Source organism: Nocardia amikacinitolerans NBRC 108937 (assembly GCF_001612615.1).
Lineage (GTDB): Bacteria > Actinomycetota > Actinomycetes > Mycobacteriales > Mycobacteriaceae > Nocardia > Nocardia amikacinitolerans.
In genome coordinates, this window is sequence record NZ_BDAU01000060.1 from 1 (window position 1) to 21,306 (window position 21,306).

At 67.7% G+C, this 21,306-nt stretch carries 20 protein-coding genes and 1 pseudogene; 8 read left to right on the forward strand and 13 right to left on the reverse strand.

Annotated elements, in window-relative coordinates:
• Positions 1–492 precede the first annotated feature (492 nt).
• Together NAM01S_RS31665 and NAM01S_RS31670 are read right to left on the reverse strand one after the other, a co-directional pair.
• Complete coding sequence (locus NAM01S_RS31665; RefSeq protein WP_067792526.1) at positions 493–936, reverse strand: PaaI family thioesterase; 444 nt, start codon at positions 934–936, stop codon at positions 493–495.
• On the reverse strand, positions 933–1,514 hold the full coding sequence (locus NAM01S_RS31670) for a TetR/AcrR family transcriptional regulator (protein WP_067792528.1): 582 nt from the start codon (positions 1,512–1,514) through the stop codon (positions 933–935). Before NAM01S_RS31670 ends, NAM01S_RS31665 begins: the two co-directional genes overlap by 4 nt.
• Positions 1,515–1,701: 187 nt before the next feature.
• On the opposite strand from NAM01S_RS31670, the gene NAM01S_RS31675 reads away from it, so the two are divergent.
• Both NAM01S_RS31675 and NAM01S_RS31680 read left to right on the forward strand, forming a co-directional pair.
• Complete coding sequence (locus NAM01S_RS31675; RefSeq protein WP_174554888.1) at positions 1,702–2,769, forward strand: DNA polymerase IV; 1,068 nt, start codon at positions 1,702–1,704, stop codon at positions 2,767–2,769.
• 142 nt (positions 2,770–2,911) lie between these two features.
• The gene (locus NAM01S_RS31680; protein ID WP_067792578.1) at positions 2,912–3,907 is read left to right on the forward strand and encodes an oxidoreductase; all 996 of its coding nucleotides are present in this window, start codon (positions 2,912–2,914) and stop codon (positions 3,905–3,907) included.
• A gap of 49 nt (positions 3,908–3,956) precedes the next feature.
• On the opposite strand, the pseudogene NAM01S_RS31685 reads toward NAM01S_RS31680, so the two are convergent.
• The 3 genes and pseudogenes from NAM01S_RS31685 to NAM01S_RS31695 all read right to left on the reverse strand — a co-directional run bounded on the left by NAM01S_RS31685 (position 3,957) and on the right by NAM01S_RS31695 (position 7,873).
• A pseudogene (locus NAM01S_RS31685) lies at positions 3,957–5,838 on the reverse strand (ABC transporter ATP-binding protein).
• Positions 5,839–6,002: 164 nt separating this feature from the next.
• Positions 6,003–6,659: an RloB family protein gene (locus tag NAM01S_RS31690; protein WP_067792530.1), complete on the reverse strand. Its 657-nt coding sequence runs from the start codon at positions 6,657–6,659 to the stop codon at positions 6,003–6,005.
• Positions 6,656–7,873 (reverse strand): AAA family ATPase, encoded by a 1,218-nt coding sequence (locus NAM01S_RS31695; protein ID WP_253799322.1) that lies wholly within the window; start codon positions 7,871–7,873, stop codon positions 6,656–6,658. The genes NAM01S_RS31690 and NAM01S_RS31695 overlap by 4 nt, the downstream gene beginning before the upstream one ends.
• 247 nt (positions 7,874–8,120) lie before the next feature.
• Here NAM01S_RS31695 and NAM01S_RS31700 point away from each other — a divergent pair, with 247 nt between their 5' ends.
• Positions 8,121–10,880 carry an FAD-binding and (Fe-S)-binding domain-containing protein gene (locus NAM01S_RS31700; protein WP_067792581.1) on the forward strand — a complete coding sequence of 920 codons (2,760 nt, stop codon included), beginning with the start codon at positions 8,121–8,123 and terminating at the stop codon, positions 10,878–10,880.
• Positions 10,881–10,962: 82 nt separating this feature from the next.
• Here the strand turns inward: NAM01S_RS31700 and NAM01S_RS31705 are convergent, their stop codons facing one another.
• Complete coding sequence (locus tag NAM01S_RS31705) at positions 10,963–11,451, reverse strand: hypothetical protein (RefSeq protein ID WP_067792535.1); 489 nt, start codon at positions 11,449–11,451, stop codon at positions 10,963–10,965.
• A gap of 306 nt (positions 11,452–11,757) precedes the next feature.
• Here NAM01S_RS31705 and NAM01S_RS31710 point away from each other — a divergent pair, with 306 nt between their 5' ends.
• Entirely contained in the window at positions 11,758–12,687 is a 930-nt protein-coding gene (locus NAM01S_RS31710; RefSeq protein WP_067792584.1) for a DNA-3-methyladenine glycosylase family protein, read from the forward strand.
• Positions 12,688–12,736: 49 nt separating this feature from the next.
• Here the strand turns inward: NAM01S_RS31710 and NAM01S_RS31715 are convergent, their stop codons facing one another.
• Positions 12,737–12,943 carry a hypothetical protein gene (locus NAM01S_RS31715; protein WP_067792538.1) on the reverse strand — a complete coding sequence of 69 codons (207 nt, stop codon included), beginning with the start codon at positions 12,941–12,943 and terminating at the stop codon, positions 12,737–12,739.
• Positions 12,943–13,263, reverse strand: a complete 321-nt coding sequence (locus tag NAM01S_RS31720; protein WP_067792540.1) for a hypothetical protein — start codon at positions 13,261–13,263, stop codon at positions 12,943–12,945. The genes NAM01S_RS31715 and NAM01S_RS31720 overlap by 1 nt, the downstream gene beginning before the upstream one ends.
• Before the next feature lie 316 nt (positions 13,264–13,579).
• Here NAM01S_RS31720 and NAM01S_RS31725 point away from each other — a divergent pair, with 316 nt between their 5' ends.
• From NAM01S_RS31725 to NAM01S_RS31740, 4 genes are all read left to right on the forward strand, one after another.
• Positions 13,580–14,509: a helix-turn-helix domain-containing protein gene (locus NAM01S_RS31725; protein WP_084483473.1), complete on the forward strand. Its 930-nt coding sequence runs from the start codon at positions 13,580–13,582 to the stop codon at positions 14,507–14,509.
• On the forward strand, positions 14,506–14,709 hold the full coding sequence (locus NAM01S_RS31730) for a DUF397 domain-containing protein (RefSeq protein ID WP_067792543.1): 204 nt from the start codon (positions 14,506–14,508) through the stop codon (positions 14,707–14,709). The genes NAM01S_RS31725 and NAM01S_RS31730 overlap by 4 nt, the downstream gene beginning before the upstream one ends.
• On the forward strand, positions 14,706–14,945 hold the full coding sequence (locus NAM01S_RS31735) for a DUF397 domain-containing protein (RefSeq protein WP_253799325.1): 240 nt from the start codon (positions 14,706–14,708) through the stop codon (positions 14,943–14,945). The genes NAM01S_RS31730 and NAM01S_RS31735 overlap by 4 nt, the downstream gene beginning before the upstream one ends.
• A 187-nt stretch (positions 14,946–15,132) precedes the next feature.
• Positions 15,133–15,318 carry a hypothetical protein gene (locus NAM01S_RS31740; protein ID WP_253782317.1) on the forward strand — a complete coding sequence of 62 codons (186 nt, stop codon included), beginning with the start codon at positions 15,133–15,135 and terminating at the stop codon, positions 15,316–15,318.
• A gap of 74 nt (positions 15,319–15,392) precedes the next feature.
• Here NAM01S_RS31740 and NAM01S_RS31745 read toward each other — a convergent pair whose 3' ends face one another.
• The 5 genes from NAM01S_RS31745 to NAM01S_RS31765 all read right to left on the reverse strand — a co-directional run bounded on the left by NAM01S_RS31745 (position 15,393) and on the right by NAM01S_RS31765 (position 21,027).
• Complete coding sequence (locus NAM01S_RS31745; RefSeq protein ID WP_067792547.1) at positions 15,393–16,139, reverse strand: succinate dehydrogenase/fumarate reductase iron-sulfur subunit; 747 nt, start codon at positions 16,137–16,139, stop codon at positions 15,393–15,395.
• Between the two features lie 2 nt (positions 16,140–16,141).
• On the reverse strand, positions 16,142–18,082 hold the full coding sequence (locus NAM01S_RS31750; RefSeq protein ID WP_067792549.1) for a fumarate reductase/succinate dehydrogenase flavoprotein subunit: 1,941 nt from the start codon (positions 18,080–18,082) through the stop codon (positions 16,142–16,144).
• Positions 18,083–18,109: 27 nt separating this feature from the next.
• Positions 18,110–18,940: a succinate dehydrogenase subunit SdhC gene (gene sdhC, locus NAM01S_RS31755; protein WP_067792552.1), complete on the reverse strand. Its 831-nt coding sequence runs from the start codon at positions 18,938–18,940 to the stop codon at positions 18,110–18,112.
• Positions 18,941–19,511: 571 nt separating this feature from the next.
• The gene (locus NAM01S_RS31760; RefSeq protein ID WP_067792555.1) at positions 19,512–19,799 is read right to left on the reverse strand and encodes an Rv0250c family protein; all 288 of its coding nucleotides are present in this window, start codon (positions 19,797–19,799) and stop codon (positions 19,512–19,514) included.
• 265 nt (positions 19,800–20,064) lie between these two features.
• Positions 20,065–21,027 (reverse strand): alpha/beta fold hydrolase, encoded by a 963-nt coding sequence (locus tag NAM01S_RS31765; protein WP_067792558.1) that lies wholly within the window; start codon positions 21,025–21,027, stop codon positions 20,065–20,067.
• Between the last annotated feature and the right edge of the window lie 279 nt (positions 21,028–21,306).

Consider the following 21,306-nt stretch of genomic DNA (forward strand, 5'->3'; position numbering starts at 1 on the left):
ATTCAACGGCGGCAGGGCCATCGCAACACTCCACGGGGCTTGAGGGTGAGTGTTGCATCCACCCCCTGAACCCAAGGATCGAAGAGCAACCATTTGACTACCGTCGATTTTCCCGAACTCGGGCTATCTCACATAGTGGATGGCAAACCCGCTCGAAAGCCGCTGCGCCCCAACCCCGCACCTCCCGCCGAACGATCCCACCCTCTTACTTCAGAGAACGCAACCACAGCCGGATGACCACGCCGGAAGCCGCACCAATCCACCTGACTGCGGGAGGTAAGCCGGGTACGGCACCCGACGCGCCCAGCACCGTCCGAGGCAAACCTGGGTAGGCGCGCGTGAACTAGGCAGCCCCAACCTCCGGAACCACGTCCACCAACGCAACCCACCAACCGATCCGGACGAAGCACCCACCCGCACGCAACCATCAGCCCGTGCGGACGGCGCCACCCACCCGCCAGCAGCTACCAGCCCGGACAGCACCGCAGGCGATCAAGCGCCCCCGAGTTCCCTCTCGACACTGCGCGTAGTCCCCTGCGCCACAGCACAAAGCACCGCCTCCCCCTCCTCGGACTCGGCATAGATCTCGCAGCTCACCACGGCCTGCCGACGCGTGGACCCCGTCACCGATGCCTCGGCCCGCAGTCGCACCCCCGAGGCCGGGCGCAGATAGGTGATGGTGAACCCGCCGGTCAGCACGTTCGGGCCGAGCACGGTTCCTGCGGCGAAGGTGAGGGCGTTGTCGGCCGCGTAGGCGAGCACGCCGCCGTGTACGAAGCCGAACTGCTGGCCGAGTTCCTGCCGGATCGGGATGACGAGGGTGGCGGCGCCGTCGCCGAATCGGGTGATCTCGGTGCCGACCAGATTCGCGAAGGGTTGCGCGGTCAGGATCTGTTCGGCCAGGTCGAGGTCGAGTGCTGTGGTGTCGACGGTCATTGCCGCTCCGTTCTTTTCGGTGTCGATCCGGCGTCGAGGGCGAGCCAGGCCGCCTCGGCGAGTTCCGCGCCGACCTGTGTCGGCGCGACGCGGATGTTGCCGCCCAGCCACTGCCGCGAGTACTCCTGCGCGGGGCCGAGCCACAGTGCGTAGACGAGATCCAGGTCCAGTGCGCGCACCGCGCCGTAGGCCGCGTGGGTGCGGTACCAGCGCGCGATGTCGGTCATGAAGGTGCGGTTGGTTTCGCTCTCGCGCACGCCGGGCGGGCGCGCTGACGTGAGAACCTTTGCGCGGTGCTGGTTTTCGGTCACCCAGCGCAGGTGCTCGCGCACGCCCGCCGTGATGCCCTCGCGCGCGTCGGTGCTCTGGCCGACCACCACCCAGAAATGCTGCTGATAGTCGCTCAGCGCGTGCGCCCACACCTGCCGGTACAGATCCGCCTTGTCCGGGAAGTGGTGGTAGAGCGCGCCGACGCTCGCTCCGGCCGCCTCGCGGATCTGCGCGAGCGTCGCGTCCAGCGCTCCGTACTCGGCGAACTGGCGCTCGGCCGCCAGCAGCAACCGATCTCGGATCTTCATAACCAGAATTTAGTTCTGTTTTCCCGACCGCGCAATGCGGCTATGCCCTAGCCGGTTCCCCTGTGCGGAGACAGCGCACGACCGGACCCTGTCTTTCCCGCCGCCAGGTACTCACGCAGATAACCACCCCATGAGCAGGTTCACCCGCTCCCGCATGGTTGTCGTACCAGTGCGGTATTACGGAGACGTGGCCAGATGGCTGTTGCACGTCGATCTCGACCAGTTCCAGGCGGCGGTGGAGTTCCGCCGCCACCCGGAACTGCGCGGCAAGCCGGTCATCGTCGGCGGCCACGGCGACCCGAATGAGCCGCGCAAGGTCGTGACCTGCGCGTCGTACCCCGCCCGTGCGTACGGCGTGCGCGCGGGCATGGCGCTGCGCAGCGCACTGCGCAAATGTCCGGACGGAATCTTCCTGCCGCTGGACATGGCCGCCTACGAGGAGGCTTCCGAGGAGGTCATGGCGCTGCTGCGCACGTTCCCCGGTCGGGTCGAGGTGTGGGGCTGGGACGAGGCGTTCCTGGCGGCCGACACCGACGATCCCGAACTGCTCGCCAGGGAAATCCGCGGCGCCATCGCCGAGCTGGACCTGACCTGCTCCATCGGCATCGGCGACAACAAACTCACCGCCAAGCTCGCCACCGGCTTCGCCAAGTCCGCGGGCAAATCCTCCGACGCACCCGGCGCGGGCGCCGCCGCGGGCATGTTCCGGCTGACCGCCGCCAACTGGACCGAGGTCATGGCGCACCGCCCCACCGACGCGCTGTGGGGCATCGGCAGCCGCATCGCCGCCCGGCTCGCCGACCTCGGCATCGACACCGTCGCCGACCTGATGGCGGCCGACCGCCACCGCCTCGCCGACGCGTTCGGCCCGACCACCGGCCCTTACCTGTGGGTGCTCGGCCACGGCAAGGGCGACACCGAGGTGACCACCGAGCCGCGAATCCCGGTGGGCCGCAGCAAGTCCGAGACCTTCCCGCACGACCTCACCGATCCGGCCGAGATCCGCGCGCAGGTGGCGCGCATCGCGACCGAGGTCGCCGAGGAGATGGCCGAGGCGGGCCGGATCAGCATTCGGGTCTCGGTCACCGTGCGGACCAAGACCTTCTACACCAGCAGCAAACAGGCCAAACTCCCCGAGCCGACCGCCGACGTCGCCACCATCACCGAGACCGCTCTGCGTATCATCGACCGCTTCGACCTGGACCGCCCCGTTCGTCTGCTCGGCGTGCGGTTGGAGTTCGTGCCCGAGGGGTAACGGCCCTTGGTGTCGATCCGCAGGCGTTGACGTGCTGCGGATCGTGGCCCGGAGAATCGGACAGTCGCCCGAGAGGTGCGGCAACCGCGCCGGCCGTCGCGGAGCGCCTCGAGCGGCCGCCGATCCTCGTATGCTCGTCCGCATGGAGTTCTGGGCGATGGTGGCACACGAATCGGACAGCGGGATCGTGTTGACGCGGCAGCAGGTCGACGAGGGATTCCTCGGCCAGGGCACCGTGACGATCAAGGTGCATTACTCGAGCGCCAACTTCAAGGACGGACTCGCCATCACGCCGGGCGGCGGTGTGGTCCGCAACTACCCGATCGTGCCCGGCATCGACATCACCGGCGAGGTCGTCTCCTCCGAATCCGACGATTTCGCGCCGGGCGACCTGGTCGTCGCACATGGCTACGAGATCGGCGTCTCGCGCAACGGCGGTTTCGCCGAATACGCGCGGGTGCCCGACGAATGGGTGGTGAAGCTGGACGGGTTGAGCACCCGCGACGCCGCCGCCCTCGGCACCGCCGGTTTCACCGCGGCGATGAGCGTGCAGGCCCTGCTCGACCGCGGCCTGACCCCCGACGACGGCGCGATCCTGGTGACCGGTGCGACCGGCGGCGTCGGCAGCGTGGCGGTGGACATCCTGTCCGGCCTCGGTTTCGAGGTCATCGCTTCCACCGGCAAGAAGGACGCGGGCGACCTGCTCTCCGAACTCGGCGCCAACGAGGTGATCGGCCGTCTGCCCGAGGATCCCGAGGCGAAGCTGCGCCCGCTGGCAAAGGCGCAGTGGGCGGGCGCGGTCGACAGCGTCGGCGGAAAGTCGCTGGCCTACGTGCTCAGCTGCATCGGCTACGGCGGCGCGGTCGCGGCCAGCGGCCTCACCGGCGGCCACGACCTCCCCGCCACCGTCATGCCGTTCATCCTGCGCGGCGTCGCCCTGCTCGGCATCGACTCGGTCAACCTCCCGATCGAGAAGCGCCGCGAACTGTGGTCCCGCCTCGGCAAAGACCTACGCCCCCACCACCTCTCCACCCTGGAGAACTACGCCCCGATCACCGAAGTCGAATCCGTCCTCCGCGACATCAAGAGCGGCAACCACACCGGCCGAACCGTCCTCGGCGTCGCCGGCGAATTCTGAGCCGACCAGGGATCGCAGTATCCCCGGCGCGGCCCTTCTTGGGAGCGGGTCAGGCGGCGATGGTGACCGGGTCGTCGGCGAACTGGGTGCGGTAGAGCTCGGCGTAGCGGCCTTCGGCGGCGAGGAGTTGGGTGTGGGTGCCGCGTTCGACGACTCGGCCCTCTTCCAGGACGAGGATTTGGTCCGCGGCGCGGATGGGTGGAGAGGCGGTGGGCGATCACCAGGGCCGTGCGGCCCTCCAGCGCTTCCGAAAGGGCTTCCTGCACGGCCGCTTCGGAGGTCGAGTCGAGCGAGGCGGTCGCCTCGTCCAGGATGACGACGCGCGGTTGCTTGAGCAGCAAGCGGGCGATGGTCAGGCGCTGGCGTTCGCCGCCGGAGAGGCGGTAACCGCGCTCGCCGACCACGGTGTCCAAGCCGTCCGGTAGCCCGGCGATCAGATCGTGCAGGCGGGCCCTGCGCAGCGCGTCCCACAGCTCGGACTCGGTCGCCTCCGGGCGGGCGAGCAGCAGGTTGGCGCGGATCGTGTCGTGGAACAGGTGCCCGTCCTGGGTGACGAGGCCGACCGTCTCGTGCAGCGAGCGCGCGCCGATCTGCCGCACGTCGGCGCCGTTGAGCCGGACAGCGCCGCCGTCCACGTCGTACAGGCGCGAAACCAGTTGGGCGATGGTCGATTTCCCTGCTCCCGACGAGCCGACCAGCGCCACCAGCTGTCCGGGCTCGGCGCGCAGCGACACATTGTGCAGCACGTCGACCCCGCCCCTGGTGTCCAGCGTCGCGACCTCCTCCAGCGAGGCCAGCGACACCTTGTCCGCTGACGGGTACGCGAAGGTCACGTCGTCCAGCTCCACCGCGACCGGACCCTCGGGCACGGCGATCGCGTCTGGCGCGTCCTCGATCAGCGGACGCAGATCGAGCACCTCGAAGACCCGCTCGAAGCTCACCAACGCGGCCATGATCTCCATCCGCGCGCTGGCCAGCGCGGTCAGCGGCGTGTACAGCCTGGTCAGCAGCAGCGAGAGCGCGACGACCGCGCCCGCGTCCAACTGCCCGCGCAGCGCGTACCAGCCGCCGAGCCCGTAGACCAAGGCGACCGCCAGCGCCGAGACCAGCGTCAGCGAGGTCACGAACACCGTCTGCAACATCGCGGTGCGCACGCCGATGTCGCGCACCCGCCGCGCTCGCAGCGCGAACTCGTCGGACTCCTGCTCGGGGCGGCCGAACAGCTTCACCAGCGTGGCGCCCGGCGCGGAGAACCGCTCGGTCATCTGCGTGCTCATGGCCGCGTTCAGCCGCGCGGCCTCGCGCTGCAACCCGGCCAGCCGGTTGCCCATCCGCCGCGCCGGGATGACGAACACCGGGAGCAGCACCAGCGCGAGCAGCGTGATCCGCCAGGAGATGCCGAGCATCACCGCGAGCGTGAGCGCCAGCGTCACCAGGTTCGCGACGACCCCGGACAGCGTATCGCTGAAGGCTCGCTGCGCGCCGATCACATCGTTGTTCAGCCTGCTCACCAGCGCACCGGTCCTGGTGCGGGTGAAGAAGGCGATCGGCATCCGCTGCACGTGGTCGAACACCGCACGGCGCAGGTCAAGGATCAGACCCTCGCCGATCCGCGACGACAGCCAGCGGATACCGAGCCCGAGGGCCGCGTCCAACACGGCGAGTACGCCGATGATCGCCGCCACCGTCACCACCACGCGCGGCGCGGCCCCGCCGACGATGTCGTTCACCACGCGCCCGGCAAGCACGGGCGTCGCCACCGCGAGCAGCGCCGAGACCACGCTGAACACCAGGAATACCGCGATCCGCCGCCGGTGCGGCGCGGCGAACCGCAGGATGCGCTTCGCGGTGGCGAAACTGAACGGGCGCTGTTCGTCGGGCGCGTTCATCCGCCGATACATCTGGCTCCACGCCACCGATTCGATACTCACGATCGCTCCCTCTCGACCCCCGCCATCCAACTACTGGCCACCGACACTAGGACCTCAACAAAGGTTGAGATCAAGCCGATTCCAGCGGCGCTGTCCATTCCGCGTTCGGCGAACGAACCGTCACAGGGAATCCGCAACCGAAGCCGCTCCAGCTTCCGTCCTTGCTATCGGTTCGGGGTGGACATTTCGGCGGCCTTCACCTCGTCACGGATGCGCATCACGAACTGGTCGACCGAGGACGAGGGGTTGTCGTCCGGGAAGTCCGTTCCGTCCCGATCGTGCTTATTACGAAGGCCTCGCGCGTGACGTATCGCGTTGTCCGCGAGCTTCATGTAAAGGGGGCCGTCGAGGTGTTTGCCGTCCGACCCATCGAGCGTGCGCCGGATTCTGATCGCCTCGTCGGTGGACAGGTGCGCTGTGTGCAGCCCATGGTGAAGGATGAGCCAGATCTCGAAGCAGGGATTGCTGATCGCCAGATGGACGCCGTTGTCTCTCGCCATCTGTCTTGCTCGGTCGAGGTATGGATGACGTTGGGGGAACTCCACATCGAACAGACACCAGTAGAAATCGACGTCCAGGTCGGTGCGGCGTTTGTCGGCGCAGGCGCTTTCCACGAGGCGCATCGGCGTGGCCCCGGCTTCCTCGACTGATACATCTACCGAAACCACGTCAGCGAACTCTGGGAGCCGTTTGAGGGCATCGATGTACTCGGGTTCAGTCGACACGCCCTCCACATACACGCGGAAGGTCGTTCGAACCGGGGTGGTTTCGGTTGTGCGCGCGAGTTTCTTTCCTTTCTTGCGCCGATCTTTGGCGCTCATCCAATCAACCCCAGGTCGTGCAGAACCTCGGGACGGGACACATCGGGCAGCGCACCGAAACGGCCGCTGAGGTAGCCGCTCTCGAGGTTCGCAGATCGGCGAACGCGTTCGCCTGCGAAGTCCGAGAGAGCCGCGAAGCGCGTCGAACCGCTCGGCTCCTTTTGGGTCAGCCACACCTCGTCCCGGTTCAGGTGGTTCAACAGGTTGGTGTCATGCGAGGTGAATAGCAGCTGAGCACCGTGCGGGTTGGACTTCCTCCCCTTGAAGAGTTTGACGAGCTGTGCCGTGAGTGTCGGGTGCAGACTCGCATCGAGCTCGTCGAAAAGGATGAGGGCGCCGTGCCGCAGGGCGATGAGCACCGGCCCGATCAGTTCGAACCATGCCCGAGTTCCAGCTGACTCGTGGCGGTAGTCGAACGGCATTCGTTCACTGTCGGCAACATGGATGAGCTGCGGCGTGCGGCGGGTGATGGTCTCGCCTCGGCCGGATTCGATCCGTGTTTCCTCGATCTCTACGTCCGCCACTCCAAGATCAGCGAGCTGTAGCAACGCGATCGCTTGTTGACGAGTCGATCGCCATTCGGGCTCGTCGAAGAGCGTGTCGTCGTGGTAGACGTCGAGTCCTTCATCTGAAGGCACATCGAACAGACGGAGCGTCGAATGCACCGTGCTGATCGGGAAGCGCCGACGGTGGTTCAGCGGCTGTCCCAAGGCCGCAATGCCGAGGACAGCTCGCGAGAACGCGGAGGTGGTCGGCTCGTCGAAGCGTCGCATGATGGACAGCGCCAATGAGCGATCGGTCAGGAGCGTCCGAGTGCCGGAAAGCTCGCCGAGTCCGCGCTGGAGGGTGAGCTCGTTCGCGTCGCGTTCGAAGACCCGTCGGCGGCGCCCTTCGGGATAGTGGAAGAGCGCCTCGTAGCTGACTCGATGCCTGCCTATATCGAGGAGGTACTCGAAGCGGACCCCGGCGATCTCCAGTTCGAGGACGAATGACGAATCCCGGCTCTTCGCGTCACCGAAAGCGAACGGTTCGACTGGGATCTCCTCGTCCCACGCGCGCAAGGAATGTCGAACCGCTTCGCGAAGCCAGGCCAGCGCCGCCAGCACGTTCGATTTTCCCGAGGCGTTGGGGCCGAAGATGCCTGCAACGGGCACGAGGGAGGCGCCGAGCCTCGGATGGGCCCGCACTTCCGGTCGGTCATCGACCGCGACCATCGACAGCTCCGCTGGCTCGAGTATCGAGCGGAAGTTCTCCACTTCGAAGCGAATGAGCATCCGCCACCTCACTGCAATTAGATCGGCATTTTCGTCGATATCGTACTGAATCGCGGGTTTGTTCGCGCACTGTTGGTAATCTGGCGGACCGATGGGAGCTCTGGTCCAACGCAGTTCGGCGCACGCCCGCGCACGCCGGAGCGAACCCGAAGGCACGCCCTAGGCTGGCATCGTGACCGAGGAGCGGATGCTGGCAGCGCTGCGCACACGGGTCGACGGCGAGGTCGACGCGTCACCGCGCCGCCGCGCGGAGTACTCCTCCGACGCGTCGAACTATCGCGTGCCGCCGGCCGCGGTGGTCTTCCCGCGCGCCGACTCCGATGTCGCCGAAACCCTGGACTTCGCACGCGAACACGGCCTGCCGGTCACCGCACGCGGCGCCGGAACATCGGTGGCGGGCAATGCGATCGGCGCCGGGCTCGTGCTCGACTTCAGCAGGCACATGAACCGCATCGTGCGCATCGACCCCGACAGTCGAACCGCGCGGGTGCAGCCGGGCGTGGTGCTGTCCGCCTTGCAGGCCGCGGCCCGGCCGCACGGATTGCGGCTCGGCCCCGACCCGTCCACGCAGAACCGATGCACCCTCGGCGGCATGATCGGCAACAACGCCTGCGGTCCCCGCGCCGTCGCGTGGGGCCGCACCTCCGACACCGTGCGCGAGCTGCGCATTCTCGACGGAACCGGAACCGAGCGCGTCCTCGGGAACGATCTCGCCGCCGTGCCCGGCCTGTTCGAGTTCACCAGGTCCAATCTCGCTGTACTGCGCACCGAGCTCGGCCGTTTCGATCGGCAGGCGTCGGGCTACGGACTGGAACACCTACTGCCCGAACGCGGTTCGGCCGTCGCCAAGTCGTTCGTCGGCAGCGAGGGCACTTGCGGGTTGCTGCTCGACGCGGAGGTCGAACTGGTCGAATTGCCGCGCGCCACCGTGCTCACGGTGCTCGGTTACCCGGACATCGCGACCGCCGCCGACGATGTCGCCGCCGTCATGGCGTGCGCGCCGATCGCGGTCGAGGGCATCGACGCCCGCCTGGTTGACGTGGTTCGCACGCACCGCGGCACGGTGCCCGAACTGCCGCGCGGCAACGGGTGGCTGTTCGTCGAGACCACCGGCGCGAACGCGGCCGAAGCGCTCGCGGTGGCCGAAACGCTGTGCCGGACCACGCACGCGCTGGACGCCCGCATCGTCACCGACATCGCGGCGGTCGCGGCGCTCTGGCGGATCCGCGCCGACGGCGCAGGCCTCGCCGGACGCACGCCCGACGGCAGTCCGGCCTGGCCCGGCTGGGAAGATTCCGCCGTCCCGCCCGAGCACCTCGGCGCGTACCTGCGCGATTTCGCCGAACTCACCGCGCAGCACGGAGTGGACGGCCTGCTCTACGGCCACCTCGGCGACGGCTGTATCCACGTCCGCCTCGACCTGCCGATCACCGAAGCACCGCAACGCTTCCGCGCGTTCGTGTTCGACGCCGCCGAACTCGTGGTGCGCTACGGCGGTTCGCTGTCGGGCGAGCACGGCGACGGGCGGGCCCGCTCCGAACTGCTCTCGGTGATGTACTCCCCCGGCACGCTCGCCGCCTTCGCCGGATACAAGGCGCTGTTCGACCCCGACGACGTGCTCAACCCCGGCGTTCTGGTCGAGCCGCGCCCGGTCGACGCCGACCTGCGCGTCGCTGGTCTGCCGCGGGTTCCCGGCGCCGGCTTCGCCTTCCCGCACGACGACGGCGACATCGGCACCGCGGTGCATCGCTGCGTCGGTGTCGGCAAGTGCCGCGCCGACAGCTCCGCCGCGGGCGGTTTCATGTGCCCCTCGTACCTGGCCACCGCCGACGAGAAGGACAGCACCCGAGGCCGCGCCCGCGTCCTGCAAGAGGTGGTGCGCGGCCAGCTGCCCTGGTCCGCGCCCGCCGTCGCCGAATCGCTCGACCTGTGTCTTTCCTGCAAAGCCTGCCGCTCCGACTGCCCGGCCGCCGTCGACATGGCGACCTACAAGGCCGAGGCCATGTACCGCCGCTACCGCCGCAGACCACGCCCGCTCGACCACTACGCCCTCGGCTGGCTTCCCCGCTGGCTCCGCCCGGCGAGCCGAATCCCCCGCGCCGCCAACGCGATCGCCGGAATCGACTGGCTACGCCGGATCGGCCTACGCGCGGCGGGCATCGACCCGCGCCGCGAAATCCCCCGCCTGGCCGACCGCCCCTTCCGCCGCACCGCCCGCGCCCGCGCGCTGCTGTCCCCCGAACCGACCCCCGACGTACTCCTCTGGATCGACACCTTCACCGACGCCTTCGACCCCGACATCGCCCACGCCGCCGTCACCTTGATCGAATCGCTCGGCCACCGCGTCCGCATCCCCCGCCGACGCGTGTGCTGCGGCCTGACCTGGATCAGCACCGGACAACTCGACGGCGCGCGAGCCAAACTCCGCGCCACCCTGGCCGAGTTGGACGAGCACGTTCGCGCGGGCGGCATCGTCGTCGGCCTGGAGCCTTCGTGCACCGCCACCTTGCGCGCCGACCTCCCCGAACTCCTCGCCGACGATCCGCGCGCCGCACCCACCGCGGCGGCCGTCCGCACGCTCGCCGAGTTCCTGCTGGACCACCCGGACTGGCAGCCGCCGCGGCGGCCGAACAGCCGAGTGGTCGTCCAACCGCATTGTCACCAGCATTCGGTGGTCGGCTTCGCCGCGGATCGCCGGATCTTGGCGGGCACCGGCGCGCGGGTGACGGAGATCGCCGGATGCTGCGGCCTCGCCGGTAATTTCGGCATGCAGAAAGGCCACTACGACATTTCGGTCGCGGTGGCCGGTAATGGTCTGCTACCCGCGCTGCGCGAGGCGCCCGACGACGCGATATTCCTCGCCGACGGTTTCTCCTGTCGCACCCAGAGCGCCCAGCTGACCGGCCGCCCCGGCCTGCATCTGGCGCAATTCCTCGTGGGCGAGTGACAAACAGGTGGTCCACGGCACTGTCGCGATCAGTGCCGCGCACCTGGATCGTCCGAAAACGAGAATCATCGATCCCGAGGGATCAGGGCAGAACCTGCGGAATGACGTCCGGGGCGATCGCGCCGACGATCAAACCGACCAAGGCGCCCTGGAAAGCGGGGCCGACGACACACAGCGGGATGAGGGGAATCCCGACGATGGTGGCGCCGCAGACTACGGCTCCGAACACAGCTCCGACAATCGCGCCCGCTGCCGCGCCATTGGCCAGCGGATCGTGGTTTGCCGCGTTCGGGTTGGTGGCGATGTCCTGCGGAACCGCGGCCCCCACCGGCTGCGCCACCTCCGGGGTGGCCGGCTGTGCGACATCCGCGGCGGCGGGCCGCGCGGCGACCGGGATGACCTGCTGAACCGTGTCCGAAGCCTCGACCGCCTGCACGACGCCGGCCGACTGCGGGGCGATGCCCGAGGCGTCGGCGGAAGCCGCTCCCGCGCCCGCGAAGGTCACCGCGACCGCGAGCGGCAATGCCGCGACGAGAGCCTTACGAGCGAATTTCCTGGTGGCCAGACGCATGATTTCCGTACCCTCCCGACCCCGTGAACGCAAACCGATTGGCGTGCAGAAGGTTTCACGAGGCGAATTACAACGATGAAAGTTATGGAAGGTTATATCCGAGCCTGGCCGCCTGATCAAATCTTGGTGCGGTACGCACGCGGCGGAATTGTGTTCGACGACAAGATCATTGGCGCATCGAGCCTGGTTCCTACAGATTCGGGTCCGCGGAGGTCCGCTCGTGGCCCCCCAGGTGATGCCGTCGCCGACCGGGCCGGGTGCGCTAGCCGCACCCGAGTCGCGGAGAATGGGTCCGTGCGCGAACAGATGGCAACGGCCGCGCGGTCCGGCCTGGCTCGAACGGTGACGTCCGACCGGCCGATCGATCTCGCGCACACCCTAGCGCCGCTGCGCCGCGGTACCGGCGACCCCTGCCATCGGGTGACCGCCGACGGCGCGCACTGGCGCGCTTCCCGGATGCCGAGCGGTCCGGTGACCTACCGGCTCGTCCAGGGCGATCGGTGTTCGGTGCGGGCACAGGCCTGGGGCGCGGGCGCGGCCGAGTTCCTCGACCGGCTCGAGCACATGCTGTGCCTGGACGAGGACCTGTCCGGCTTCGCTCCCGAGCACCCCAAGCTGGCCGAGGCGCACCGCCGCTTCCCCGGCCTGCGCATGCTGCGCACCGGCTTGGTCCTGGAATCGCTGGTGCCCGCCGTGCTCGAGCAGAAGGTGCACACCATTTCGGCGCGCGCCTCCTGGCGAAAACTGGTGCGCGAGTTCGGCGAGCCCGCACCGGGGCCCGCGCCGGACGGGCTGCGCCTACCACCGGATGCCGAGACATGGCGGCGCATCCCGTCCTGGACCTACCATCGCGCGAACGTCGGACCGCAACGCGCGCAGACCATCGTGCGCGCGGCGCGGCTCGCGGAATCGCTGGAGCGCACCGCCGATCAGGTCCCGGCCGAGGCGGCGCGACGGCTGTGCTCGGTGCCGGGCATCGGCGTGTGGACGGCCGCCGAGACCGCCCAGCGCGCCTACGGCGACGCCGACGCGCTCTCGGTCGGCGACTACCACCTGGCCGCCGTCGTCGGCTGGACCTTGCTCGGACGCCCGATCGACGACGACGCGATGGTCGAATACCTCGAACCCCTACGCCCCCACCGCTACCGGGCCATCCGCCTCCTGGAGATCAGCGGCCAGGCACACAAGCCGAAATTCGGCCCACGCACCCCACTCACCGATCACACCTGGCACTGAAGGTCACCTCCGGTCGGTCACACGCTGTGCCGGTGGCATTCGGTCGGGCTCACAGTTGTAATGCGCGCTCGTCCAGGACGCATTTGCCCGATTCGACGAGGGTGGTGCGGGCGCGTCGGCGCACCAGGCACTGGTCGACGGTGCAGTCGATGTGCAATTGCATTGCCGCGTGCGCCTGTTCGTCGGTCATCACGCCGGGGTCGCGTCCGCAGACCAGCAGACCCGCGACGTGCATGTTCAGATTCGTCAGTTGCATCAGGCGACCCCAACCCGCTCGCGGGCGGAACCGAGTAGTCGGGAGCGTCGTGGCGCGGGCCGTTCGTCCCACGGCGCGAGGTGCGCCGCCATGCCGACCGCCTCGAGCGCGGTGAGCCCCACCTCGTCGGCGAGCTGACCGACGGTGTCGAGGAGGCTTGGCACCACCTCGGCAACCCGCAGCGCCGCAACCGCCTGCGCGCACGTGAGGGTGCGCCCGGGCAAATAGGAGACCACCCAGCCTTCCTGCCCTACGCTGCGCGCTCGATGCGGTGTCAGATCGCTGGTCATCAACGACGACCCTATGACTTGTACGGCCATGACTCCTCGTTCCTGCGTGCGGTTTACGGTGCCGCGCTCGATCCGAGCACACTCCCAGCACACCACCGAGGCGGCCGCGACACGGCGTCCTTCGTGGATATCCAAAGATTTCGCGCGAATTCCCAGCACGAAAACCAGCCGGGAGGGCAGGATTCTCCATAGTGGATGAAGCAGCGCCACACGAAGCCCATTGCCCTTATTGCCCAAGCGAAGTCACGGGGAACCGAGCTTGTGGGTACGCCCCTGACCGCCTCGGGTGAGGAGACCGAGCACAGAACGGAGCGTTACTGTGTCAGCGAGTTCGGCAAGAGCAGCAGTGAATTCGGAGCGCGCGGCCGCGGAGACGCACCGCACGCCCGCGGCCTCCGACAACGGCTCGTCCACTCTACCGCGCCGCCAATTGGGGCGATACCTCAGGGACTGGCGTACTCAGGCCGGGCTCACCATCGCCGAGGCCGCCCGCCTGATGGAGTGGGGCGCCAGCACTTTACAACGGCTGGAGAAGGGCCAGGCCGACCGCATCCGCACCATCGACATCCAGGAGCTGTGCCGTATCTACGGCATCCCCGACGAGCTCTGCGACGGACTCAAGGGCCTGGCGCAGCAGGCGGCGGTCAAGAGTTGGTGGCACGCCTTCGGCGACCTGATCCCCGAAAACTTCGACGTCTATGTCGGTTTGGAGGCCTCGGCCCGCGAGCTGCGCTCCTACCAGTCCGAACTCGTCCTTGGTTTGCTGCAGACCCCCGAGTACACCAGGGCGCTCAACCGGCTCTGCTACCCCGACGACACCGAGGAGGAGATCGAACGGCGCGTCCAGCTGCGCACACAGCGCCAAGCTCTCGTCACCCGAAGGGCCTCCCCCGCCATCGTGGACGTGGTGTTGCACGAGTCGGTCTTGCACCGCGCGGTGGGTGGCTCGAAAGTGATGGCGGCGCAGCTACGTCATCTTGCCGATTTCAGCACCAGACCCAATGTCTCCCTGCGTATCCTGCCGTTCGCGGCCGGCGTCCCGCTCGGCGATTCCACGGGTCCGTTCACCGTTCTAGGGTTCGGCACCGACAGCAAGGGACATCAGGTAGAGCCTCCGGTGGTGTACGTAGAGGGTTTCACCGGAGACCTCTACCTCGAAAGACCGGCCGATGTTGAGCGTTACCACCTGGCACACGAGTGCCTCCAGCGCTCTGCGCTGGACATCCAACCCAGTAGACATCTGCTTCGGCAGTTAGCGAAGGAGTGTGCGGTATGAGGACGGAACTCGTCGGCGCGACCTGGATCAAGAGCACCCGTTCCGGCAGCAGGGACTGCGTGGAAGTGGCCTTCCTGCCCGGTGGGCAGGTCGGCGTCCGCGACAGCAAGAACCCGGAGGGTCCGGCCTTGATCTTCACGCCCAGCGAGTGGGACGCCTTCTCGGCGGGCGTCGCCGACGGCGAATTCGCCCGCCCGTGAACATTTCTGGCGGGCCCGTCGGCGGCAAGCTCGGTGCGGCGGTGGATTTGGCCGACGCCGAGTGGCGCAAGGCGGGCGGCGCGGGACCCGACGGCGTGGAGGTGGCATTGCTGGCGGCAGGTCATGTCGCACTGCGCAGCGCCTCGGACCCGGACGGTCACGTGCTGATCTTCACCCCGGGGGAATGGGCGGCTTTCACCGCGGGGGTGCACGACGGCGAGTTCGATCTACCGTGAGATCCGACGGCCCGGTTCGGCGGCGCGAAAGCCCGTCGGCCGGGCCGCGTTGTGCCCGTCTCCGCGCTGTCTTCATTCCCGCGCCGTGATCATGTCTGGCGCGAAGATCACGAAACGGAGCAGATTCGACAACGAATGACGTTTACCTCGGATGTGAACGGGTAGCCCATATCTCGTGGACCGCGGGTTGAAGAACCCCCCACCTCGGTACAAGAAGTTGCGGCCGGGCGATTGGGTGGAATGGCTGATCGTCGCGCTGCTTTTCGCGGTGTCATCGGTGGGCGTGTATGTACTCACCAGCTCACTGCTGTCGGCCTTGTTCGTCGGCGTGCTGGTGTGGCTGGTCGCCATCGGCGTCGTCGCGATGCTGTGAACGGGTGCGCCGACCGGCCGGGTGCGAACCCGGCCGGTTGACATCGGCTTCGAAGAACTCTCGGTCGAAAGAGCTCAGCGACGGAAGAGCTTGTTACCCAACCAGACCAGCGGATCGTACTTCTTGTCGGCGACCCGCTCCTTCAGCGGGATCAGCGCGTTGTCGGTGATCTTGATGTGCTCCGGGCACACCTCGGTGCAGCACTTGGTGATGTTGCACAGGCCGAGACCCTGGTCCTGCTGGGCCAATTCGCGGCGATCGGCGACGTCCAGCGGATGCATCTCCAGCTCCGCGATACGCATCAGGAAGCGCGGACCGGCGAAGGCCTGCTTGTTCTCCTCGTGGTCGCGCACCACGTGACAGGTGTTCTGGCACAGGAAGCATTCGATGCACTTGCGGAACTCCTGCGACCGCTCCACATCCACCTGCTTCATCCGGTAGTCACCGGGTTTCAGGTCGGGCGCCGGCGTGAACGACGGGATCTCCCTGGCCTTCTCGTAGTTGAACGACACATCCGTGACCAGGTCGCGGATCACCGGGAAGGTGCGCATCGGCGTCACGATGATCAGCTCGTCCGGCTCGAAGGTGGACATGCGGGTCATACAGAGCAGGCGCGGACGCCCGTTGACCTCCGCCGAGCAGGAACCGCACTTGCCCGCCTTGCAGTTCCACCGCACCGCTAGATCGGGCGCCTGGGTGGCCTGTAGCCGATGGATGATGTCGAGCACCACCTCGCCCTCGTTCACCTCCACGGTGAAGTCCTCGAGCGCGCCGCCGTCCTGATCGCCGCGCCACACGCGGAATTTGGCGTCGTAACCCATTGCTACGCCTCACCTTCCGTGGCCAAGACCGAACCGTCCGGGTGCCGGGCGAGATCGGCGGAGTTGTAATACTTTTCGAGTTCGGCGAGGTCGAACAGCGCGAGCAGGTCGTCGCGCATCGGCTCCTGGTCCTCCGGCGTCACCCGCACCCTCGGCACGGCGGCCGCCGCGTCGGCCGGGTCGATCGCGCAGACCAGCAACTTGTTGCGCCAGGCCGGGTCCATCGACGGGAAGTCGTCGCGGGTGTGCCCGCCGCGGCTCTCGGTGCGCAGCAACGCCGCCTGCGCCACGCACTCGCTGACCAGCAGCATGTTGCGCAGATCGAGCGCGAGATGCCAGCCGGGATTGAACTGCCGGTGCCCCTCCACGGTGACGTGCGCGAAGCGTTCCCGCAGCGCGCCGAGCCGTTCGATGGCCTGCTCCAGCTCGTGCTCCTTGCGGATGATGCCGACCAGATCGTTCATCGCCTGCTGCAGATCGGTGTGCAGGGTGTAGGGGTTCTCCCCCGCGCCCTCGGCGGGCGGATCGAACGGCGCCACAGCGGCTTTCGCCGCCGCCGCGATGTCGGCGTCGGCCACGACGGGGTGCTCGGTCAGCTGTTCCACGTACATCGCCGCGCCGAGTCCGGCCCGGCGGCCGAAGACCAGCAGGTCCGACAGCGAGTTGCCGCCGAGCCGGTTCGAACCGTGCATGCCGCCGGAGCACTCACCCGCGGCGAACAGCCCCGGCACCGTCGCCGCACCCGTGTCGGGATCGACCTCGATGCCGCCCATCACGTAGTGACAGGTCGGCCCGACCTCCATCGGCTCCTTGGTGATGTCGACGTCGGCCAGTTCCTTGAACTGGTGGTACATCGATGGCAGCCTGCGCCGGATCTCCTCGGCGGGCAGGCGCGAGGCGATGTCGAGGTAGACGCCGCCGTGCGGGGTGCCGCGGCCCTCCTTGACCTCGGAGTTGATCGCGCGCGCCACCTCGTCGCGGGGGAGCAGGTCCGGTGTGCGGCGGGCGGAGTCGTTGTCCTTCAGCCACTGATCGGCCTCGGCCTCGGTCTCGGCGTACTGGCCCTTGAACACCGACGGGATGTAGTCGAACATGAACCGCTTGTCTTCGGTGTTCTTCAGCACGCCGCCGTCGCCGCGCACGCCCTCGGTGACCAGAATGCCCTTCACGCTGGGCGGCCAGACCATGCCGGTCGGGTGGAACTGCAGGAACTCCATGTTGATCAGCGTCGCCCCGGCCCGCAGCGCGAGCGCGTGACCGTCGCCGGTGTACTCCCAGGAGTTCGAGGTGACCTTGTACGACTTGCCGATGCCGCCGGTCGCCAGCACCACCGCGGGCGATTCGAAGAGCACGAACTTGCCCGATTCGCGCCAGTAGCCGAACGCGCCGGAGATCCGGTCGCCGTCCTTGAGCAACTCGGTGATGGTGCACTCGGCGAACACCTTGATCCGCGACTCGTAGTCGCCGGTCTCCGCGTGATCCTCCTGCTGCAGCGCGACGATCTTCTGCTGCATCGTGCGGATGATCTCGAGTCCGGTGCGGTCGCCGACGTGCGCGAGCCGGGGGTAGGTGTGGCCGCCGAAGTTGCGCTGGCTGATCCGGCCGTCGGCGGTCCGGTCGAACAGCGCGCCGTAGCTCTCCAGCTCCCAGACCCGGTCCGGTGCCTCCTGGGCGTGTAGTTCCGCCATGCGCCAGTTGTTGAGGAATTTTCCTCCGCGCATGGTGTCCTTGAAATGGGTTTGCCAACTGTCCTTTTCGTTGGCGTTGCCCATCGAGGCGGCGCAGCCGCCCTCGGCCATGACGGTGTGCGCCTTACCGAACAGGGACTTGCACACCACCGCGACGGAGAGCCCGTGTTCGCGGGCCTCGATCACCGCGCGCAGTCCGGCGCCACCGGCACCGATAACGACGACGTCGTACTTGTGCCGTTCCACTTCTGGCATTGCCGCGAGTACTCCTGAGTCGAGCGGTCAGTTGATGAACCGCAGGTCCGAAATGGTGTTGCTGGCCACCAACATCACGTAGAAGTCGGTCAGCACGAGGGTGCCGAGCGTGGTCCACGCCAGCGCCATGTGTCGGGTGTTCAGCTTGGACACCTGGGTCCAGAACCAGTACCGCACCGGGTGGGCCGAGAAGTGCTTCAACCTGCCGCCCGCGATATGCCTGCACGAGTGGCACGACAGCGTGTAGGCCCACAGCAGGATCACGTTGCCGAGTAGAACGATGTTGCCGAGGCCGAAGCCGAACCCGCCGTCCTTGCCGTGGAAGGCGATCACCGCGTCGTAGGTGTTGATCAGCGAAACCACCAGCGCCACATAGAAGAAGTAGCGGTGCGCGTTCTGGATGATCAGCGGCAGCCGGGTCTCGCCGGTGTACTTGGCGTGCGGTTCGGCGACGCCGCAGGCGGGCGGGGAGAACCACACCGACCTGTAGTAGGCCTTGCGGTAGTAGTAGCAGGTCAAGCGGAAGCCGAGCAGGAACGGCAGGACAACGAAGCCCAGCGGTATCCACATCGGCAACTCTGGGAAGAGCTCGCCGAAGTGGCTGGAGCCCGGGACGCACGAGACGCTCAGGCACGGCGAGTAGAACGGTGTCAGGTAGTGGTAGTCCGGCACCCAATACGCCGTTCGCACAAACGATCTGACCGTCGCGTAGATGATGAAGGCGGACAGCCCGAGCACGGTGAGAAGCGGAGGCACCCACCAGCGGTCGGTGCGTAGCGTGCGCTCGGCGATGCGGGCCCTGGTCTTGCTGAAAACGCCGGTCCCCTGCTCGGGGGTGGCGGTCGGTGCGGCACTCACAGGTGGATGCCTCGCTGATCTGCTCTGCGGACGGTGATCGATACCGACCGCGATCCAATGTGATGCTGAGCACCATACGACACGCCAGCTATGGCTCGAGCGCGGTCCCGGCAATCCCGACCGGTGTGGCCGCCTATGATTTGCGCCACACAGCGGCCTCGCGCGCGTGTCCATTTCGGCGGTGCGCTAAACGATTCGAACATCGTTCGGGGAGAACGAGATTCGCGCGGGCTTGGTGCGAAGTATTCGCCGGCCCCGGATTTCCGTCGCCGCGATCTGATCCGCGCGTCATAGCGAGCACGGCACATGGAAGCACGCGTGGCGGGTCGACCGAACGCTGAAGGTCATTGCTCTCGGCCGCAGTCCGCATCGACACGTGGCTCGAATCGGTGTCCGCGGATGCCAGTGATGGACGTGCCGTGCGCTGCGAAGTCTCCGTGAAGTGCGGATGTCGCGCAGCCCGGTCGTCGTCGAGTGGGGCAGCCCGTGCCGCGACGGGCCACGTCGGCTCCTGGGTCGAAACAGCGGCGGTGCTCGTCCGCACTCGCGGACGAGCACCGCTGTAGGTTTGCTACTTCGTGCGCGGCCGGGAGTGGAAACCTAGGCCTTCGTCCTGCGCGCCCATCCAGGCCGCCTCGTCGGACTTGCTGTCCGGGACGTAGATGGTCTCCTGCGGTCGGCGGGTCACCTCGGGGGGAGGTGACTGCTCGAACTCGTCGGCGTCGATGACGAGCCGTTCGAGGTCGTTCTCCAGCCGCCGCACCGTATTCGCGTCGCCATAGTGGGAGCGCAGTGCGCCGATGGATTGCCGGAGCTGGTTGACCGCGTAGCGCAGTTCCGCGATGTCGCTGCGTGTCATCGTTACCTCCTGTGTTCCTCGGTGGCCGTGCGAGCCCGGTCGGCACCAGCGGTTCCGGAGATCTCCCCAGGGCCGCACACCACCGAGTCGTGTGACCCACCACACAACGTGATCTACAACACAGTACAGAAAGAATCCCGAACAAGCTCGTGTGATTAGGGAGTTCTCAGATTTGCGGATAGATAGCCCGCATCATCGGGGGATGGTTCCAGCGTGCGTGCTTCCCGGACGGTTCGCAACCGCAGGGGCGACATTCGAGCGGGGGTCAGCTGGCCGCGGCGTACTCGGGGCCGGGCGTGGTCATCGTTCCCGAGGCGCGGTTGACCAGCGCGACGATCGACAAGGCGACCTCCTCGGCGCGCTCCAGGATGACGCTGTGGCCGGCGCCCTCGATCCGCACCAGTTCGGCGCTGCTGAGCTGGGAGGCGAGCAGCACCGAGTGCGCGAACGGCACGACGATGTCGGCCGAGCCGGCCAGCACCAGCGCCGGAATGTCGCCGAGCCGGTGCAGCGAGGCGGTCTCGTCGAAGGTGATCAGCGAGCCGAGGAAGCTGGACATGGTCAGCAGCGGCGTCTCGTTGAGCATGGCCGTCGCGACGGCGATCATCCTCGGGTTGATCTTTCTGGTGCCGAAGCTCGCCTCGCGCATGATCGGCTCGAAGATGCGGCGGGAGAACTGCTTCGACGCCTGCATGACCCGCGGCGCGCGCACCACCGCCGCCTGGAGCGAGGTGACGGCATACCGGTGCAGGAGCCTGCCGATGCCCACCTCGTTGAGCCCGTTGGCGATGCCCGCGATCAGTCCGACGCCGAGCACCTTCGTGCCGATGGCCTCGGGGAACAGCCGGGCGAAGGCGAGAATCACCATCGCGCCCATCGAGTGCCCGACAAGCACCACCGGGCCGGTCGGGGCGATCGTGCGCAGCACCGCGTCGAGATCGTGGCCGAGTTGGTCGATGGTGTAGGTGGACGGGTCGGCGACGCCGGACTCGCCGTGGCCGCGGTGGTCGTAGAAGACCATCCGGACGCTGTCGCCCCACTGACGCGTCAGCTCTTCGCGCAGGAAGGTCCAGGATTCGGTGCGCAGGCAGTGCCCGTGCACGAACACGACGGTGAGCGGCGCGTCGTCGGCGCCGAAGGTGCGGACCGAGATCGGAACACCGTCATCGGCCGACACCGTCACACGGTGGCCGTCGTAATCGGCGGCGCGGCGGGCGATGGTCGACATGAGATTCTCCTGCGGCGGGGCACCTGGTCGGAGCGTCTTGCCAGGATGTCGATATCCATTTCCGCGCCGTTAACCACCCATACCGGGCGTTATGGACACGTTGTCCAACCGACGCCGCCGGTCGATCACGCCGGGCGGTGCGGCCGGACGAAGGCCGCGTCCGTCGGGTGAGCAGGCGGATGTCCGCCTGATTCGCGGCCGCTTCGCCGGAGAATCTACGGAAACCTAGTCGAATTGTTAGAGAGGACTAGATCTTGATCGATAGGTCGCTCGCGACCT